Origin of the sequence: Bacillus cereus group sp. N21, from assembly GCF_016483395.1 — a bacterium.
GTDB classification, from domain to species: Bacteria; Bacillota; Bacilli; order Bacillales; family Bacillaceae_G; genus Bacillus_A; species Bacillus_A pseudomycoides.
Genome location: NZ_JAEHBX010000140.1, coordinates 1 through 4453 on the forward strand (window position 1 = coordinate 1; position 4453 = coordinate 4453).

The following is a 4453-nucleotide window of genomic DNA, read 5'->3' on the forward strand; positions in this document are numbered from 1 at the left end:
CCGTTTGTTACTTGGCTCCCTCTACTTTTTAACACCTTCACAGGAGTCGGACGCTTGTTTATAAGCGCCACTCCCTCTCTTTGGTACATTTCATTAGATAGATTGATAAGCTTCTCAAAATGCATTCCTCTGTTTCCTAATGCCATTGTTATTCCTCACTTTCTATTAAAAGGATTATTTTCCTTAATTTCCCCTTAATTTACATTAATACCTATCCTAACATCCAAATATTGTTATATAATATATTTGTCAAACATTAATTAGGAGTGGTTAAAATGCCAGATATAATATATCTCATTGTTTTTACCTTTTTAGCAATTTGTTCCATTTTCACTTTAATAAAAGAGTTTAAAAGGCCACGGAAAAATGGATTCTTGATTTCTATTGAATTCTTGTTTCTTGTAGGAATGATATTGTTAATAAAAAATAGTTTAATTTAATTTACATAATGGATATCTTATCTCCATTTCTTATAGTGAGCAGTTAGCTTTTGCTAGCTGCTCTTTTATTTTCTTTCTCCAACCTATCTACCAATTCAACGATACTGTCGTAGTAACTCTCTTCAACAAGAAGTACCTTCCCTACACCTTCGAGATGTTTTTTCTCCCAAAGTGATTTGTCTTCTTTAATATCCTGCGCTTTCATATCCATTCCCCTTCTTTATTAAGCTTCATGTTCTTGATGATTTCTTTCACATGCTGCACTAACTGCTCACGATCCATTTTCGTATAACCTTTTACCTTATTGTGCCTACAAACTGATTTGAGTTGTTTCATTGGCCACTCTTCTACTGGTGGAATATTAATGATTACAGTTTGATCGCTCATATCCATTCCCCTTTTTCTAATAAAATAGCGTTTTTGTTCAAAATAGTAGGCCCTAATCATTTGGACGAATTTACCAGTATTATTCCCAAAAAATTCATGTTACGGTTAATTAGTCGAGTACGTCATTACTTGACAATTATCCTTAGGAGCCCCGTAGATAAACGGGGTTTCTTTTATTTAAATAACTATTTTGTTCAAATTTTAGATAGATGTTAATATTCTTCATAAAGGAGGTCTACTGATGAAAAAGATTTTTTTAGTTATTTTCATAGCAATTTTCCTTTTAATAATTTTATATTTTGTTGGTATGTCACTTTTTTGGAACCAGCCTTAAGTTAAAACAAATAATAAATTACCACTATGATTATTTAATAAATATTCCGTCAATACTGTAGATATAATCTTTCTCCAGTTCCCCCCATTGGAGCCGAGCAGTTAGTTTTTGCTAGCTGCTTTTTTCACATTTTAATTATATTAAGCGTATATTAATACTGATTATGATTGGTATTACGCCTGCCTCTCAAGAGCACTTATATACAGTGCTCTTTTTTAATCTGCATAATATTCCTAATCCTGTTTATACTATAAATGTAACTTAAAGTTACATATTGCTGTTTCCCTATAAATGTATTGTTCTTGTGTACAAGAGGCAGTTAGCTTTTGCTAACTGTTTTTTGTACTGAGCTAATAAAATTTTGTTCTTATTTAGTTTTCACACCATATACTTCTAACCTAGCCCCTCGGCTTACTGAGTTACCTCCTATCTAAAAGAGCGCTTGTACATGGTGCTCTTTTTTAGTTTCTTTTTTCTACAAAATGAAATTTTTGTTTAATTTTCTGTATGCCCAAGTATTCCTCTTACATGTCCCATTAATTGATCACGATTCATCTTTGTGTAGCCTTTTATTTTATTGTGTCGGCAAACTAATTTAAGATCTCTTAACGTCCACTTTTCAACTGGTGGAATATTAATAGTGATTGTTTTCCCCATTTCCCTCTTCCTCCCTGAATAAAACTCAATCTTTTGTCAATACTGTAGACAACATGATATTTCTCCAACCCCCAATTGGAGCTGAGCAGTTAGCTTTTGCTAGCTGCTTTGTTATACAATTGGTTACATTTACCTGATGTTTCTAACGTAATATTACGTTACAATAAAAAAGAACAAATAAAGTGAGCTGTTATACCTTCTCCCTAGCACTGTATGTACAGAGCTAGGGTTTTTGTTTTAAAACAAAATGAAATTTTTATACTAATCTTCCTCAAGTTCCGTAACAGTTAAATAGTTCCTTGCCTTCTTCCTCTTGGCCAATCTCCTTTGATATGCTGGTGTTTTATAGAAGTGAATCGTTTTAGGAAGTACGCCCATATGTTGAGCGCATTCCTGTATGGTCCCGAGACATACGAGCGATTCACCTTTGTAAACAGCATATTCCTTTCGATTCACTTTTCAACTCCCCTTTTTCACATTTTCTTAACATTTGTATATTAATCTATTAGAAAATATATGATATTATTTCTAATGTCGATTCATCTGATTAATTAGTCATGATGTATAATATTTATCCAAAACCCTAACTCCCACGTTAGGGTTTTTGCATTTAAATAACTATTTTATAAAGCTTTTAAGTATCCGATTTCCCTTGCATAATCACGCATCTTTTTCATTTCTTCCTCTGTCCATCCCCAATGAGGACAGTACAAGCCACCATATCCATTTCTACCGTTCGGATTGTCATTTCCATAGATGAAGTCAGTAAAATCTCTAATTAGTGCCCACATCGTTCCACCGCTTGAGAAGTGCCTTTCTTGCTTCTTGTTCTTATATGAGCTTCTCGTCATACGCATAGGAACATTTGAATAGTGATCTACAAACCAAAGGTTTCTACCATCATGTTTAAATTGAGCTGTTCTATTTTCATCTTCATAACGGAAGAAATCCTTTTCGTGATCTGCTAAGTAACTAAGAAGTGAATTCACAATTTCTATGCGTTGATATCTATCTTTCTTCATCTCTCATTTCCCCTTTATATCGTAATGAATTTATTTTTGACCTTACTTCACATCAACACGTTTTTTACTGTCTTCCGCGCTAAATCCATTTGGATATCTCTTAGCTAATTTTGCAATGTTCATCTCAGCAATATCTTGCAAGGTATATCCTATTTCACTAGCCATAACAGCTACATAGTACATAATATCTCCCAACTCTAAAGCAAGTTTGTGAGTATTCCCATCTTCTTCTCCAGGGCAATGAGATGGATTGAATCCGTGACCGTGATAAATAGCTTTCTTTACAATATCAGCAACCTCGCCGGCTTCACCTGTAATCCCTAATGCTGCATTAGAAACACGACGATCAAAATCATTCTTTCTATTCCAAGTACGTAATGTTGCTTCTTGATATTCATTTAATTTATTAGTTGGCAATGTAATGTTGGTTTTCATTTCCTATCCGCTCCTTATAAGTAACTTTTCAATTTTTCTTTTTGTTTCTTTAACACTTCCAAGGAAAGCTTCGTCTTCCGCTTCTCGTTATCCAATCCCACCAAGTGATATTCCATCTTACGAATCTCGCTTTCTACCTTTTTAAGCTCACCTTCCACCTGTATTTTGGTTTCTTTCTTCATGTGAACCCTCCTAAAATCCTAATTCATCCTCAAACTCTTTTCTTTCGAATCCAGCAAGTACCCTTCCGTTAGGGAATACGGTTATTGGTGCCGCGCTATATCCATAAGTATCAAACTCTTTTCTGTATTATTCCTTTTCTTCTATGTTTCTATCTTCAAATTCCAATTCTGCTGCCTCTAGTCCAAATTTCACATGCATGCAGTTAGGACAATTATTTTTCGTGTAAACAATGATCTTATTTGCCATTCTCTTTCGTCTCCTTCGCTTCTGCTAATAGTTGAGTGATTTCGTAAGTTCCATGTTCCATCGCTTTCATTATTCTTCCTCCTCGTAATCTGATAAGATATCCTCTAATACAGTTGCTGTATCTTCTAACGTGAGCCACTGCCCTCTATGGAATCCTGCTAATCCTAAATCACCATTCTCGAACGCTGCATCCGCGTCTTTCCTGCTATCAATTGCTGATTCGTGTAAATGCTTTATATACTCCTCAATTTCTTTTCTCATTCTCCCCATCTCCTTTTAATAGTTCTAAATCCTCTGGTAAAGCTTTATATCTTCTCCCTAACCCATTCGCTACAATAAACACCTTTTCTGCTCCTGTTTTATGGAACCAATATCCTTCCTCTTGCCCAATCCATTCTGTATACCCAAGATTTATTTGGGTAACACCTATTACAGTGAATACTGTTTCTACTTTAGTATTCTTTGATTTAAGTACCACTCTTTCGTGTCGTTTTTTATCAACGCTGTATTCCTTTGAACTATTTGCAAACTCTCTAACCTTTACTTGATTCAAGAACTTAATCTCTCTCATTCTCCCCATCTCCTTTGATTAATTCGAACAGTTCCTGCTCACTCATTTCATAAAGTTGACGTCCTGTATCTTCTTCCTTATAGATCCCTTTATGTAATAAGACATCGATGTAGATTTGTTTCCTGTCCATGTTTCCTAATGCATTCCCTTCACATAGTCCTCTTTCAACTCACGCACT

At 34.6% G+C, this 4453-nt stretch carries 11 protein-coding genes and 1 pseudogene; all 12 read right to left on the reverse strand.

The window, feature by feature from the left end; genetic code table 11:
* Positions 1 to 146, reverse strand: a 146-nt coding sequence (locus tag JDS96_RS29640; protein WP_199668982.1) for a Holliday junction resolvase RecU, incomplete at its 3' end; no start/stop codon positions are given.
* Between the two features lie 337 nt (positions 147 to 483).
* Positions 484 to 645 carry a hypothetical protein gene (locus JDS96_RS29645; RefSeq protein ID WP_179877664.1) on the reverse strand — a complete coding sequence of 54 codons (162 nt, stop codon included), beginning with the start codon at positions 643 to 645 and terminating at the stop codon, positions 484 to 486.
* Positions 642 to 827: a hypothetical protein gene (locus tag JDS96_RS29650; RefSeq protein ID WP_242480028.1), complete on the reverse strand. Its 186-nt coding sequence runs from the start codon at positions 825 to 827 to the stop codon at positions 642 to 644. The genes JDS96_RS29645 and JDS96_RS29650 overlap by 4 nt, the downstream gene beginning before the upstream one ends.
* An 829-nt stretch (positions 828 to 1656) precedes the next feature.
* Entirely contained in the window at positions 1657 to 1818 is a 162-nt protein-coding gene (locus JDS96_RS29655; RefSeq protein WP_199668984.1) for a hypothetical protein, read from the reverse strand.
* Between the two features lie 261 nt (positions 1819 to 2079).
* The gene (locus tag JDS96_RS29660) at positions 2080 to 2274 is read right to left on the reverse strand and encodes a hypothetical protein (RefSeq protein WP_199668985.1); all 195 of its coding nucleotides are present in this window, start codon (positions 2272 to 2274) and stop codon (positions 2080 to 2082) included.
* A gap of 167 nt (positions 2275 to 2441) precedes the next feature.
* Positions 2442 to 2840 carry a hypothetical protein gene (locus tag JDS96_RS29665; RefSeq protein ID WP_199668986.1) on the reverse strand — a complete coding sequence of 133 codons (399 nt, stop codon included), beginning with the start codon at positions 2838 to 2840 and terminating at the stop codon, positions 2442 to 2444.
* Between the two features lie 42 nt (positions 2841 to 2882).
* Positions 2883 to 3242: pseudogene (locus JDS96_RS29670) on the reverse strand (nucleoside triphosphate pyrophosphohydrolase family protein); the annotation flags it as partial.
* 47 nt (positions 3243 to 3289) lie between these two features.
* Positions 3290 to 3457, reverse strand: coding sequence for a hypothetical protein (locus tag JDS96_RS29675; RefSeq protein ID WP_199668988.1), 168 nt, complete (start codon positions 3455 to 3457; stop codon positions 3290 to 3292).
* Between the two features lie 127 nt (positions 3458 to 3584).
* Positions 3585 to 3704, reverse strand: a complete 120-nt coding sequence (locus JDS96_RS32655; RefSeq protein WP_242227187.1) for a glutaredoxin family protein — start codon at positions 3702 to 3704, stop codon at positions 3585 to 3587.
* 69 nt (positions 3705 to 3773) lie between these two features.
* Positions 3774 to 3965, reverse strand: coding sequence for a glyoxalase (locus JDS96_RS29685; protein WP_199668989.1), 192 nt, complete (start codon positions 3963 to 3965; stop codon positions 3774 to 3776).
* Positions 3949 to 4275, reverse strand: coding sequence for a hypothetical protein (locus tag JDS96_RS29690; RefSeq protein ID WP_199668990.1), 327 nt, complete (start codon positions 4273 to 4275; stop codon positions 3949 to 3951). The genes JDS96_RS29685 and JDS96_RS29690 overlap by 17 nt, the downstream gene beginning before the upstream one ends.
* Complete coding sequence (gene fbpA / locus JDS96_RS29695) at positions 4262 to 4405, reverse strand: Fur-regulated basic protein FbpA (RefSeq protein ID WP_199668991.1); 144 nt, start codon at positions 4403 to 4405, stop codon at positions 4262 to 4264. The genes JDS96_RS29690 and fbpA overlap by 14 nt, the downstream gene beginning before the upstream one ends.
* Positions 4406 to 4453 lie beyond the last annotated feature (48 nt).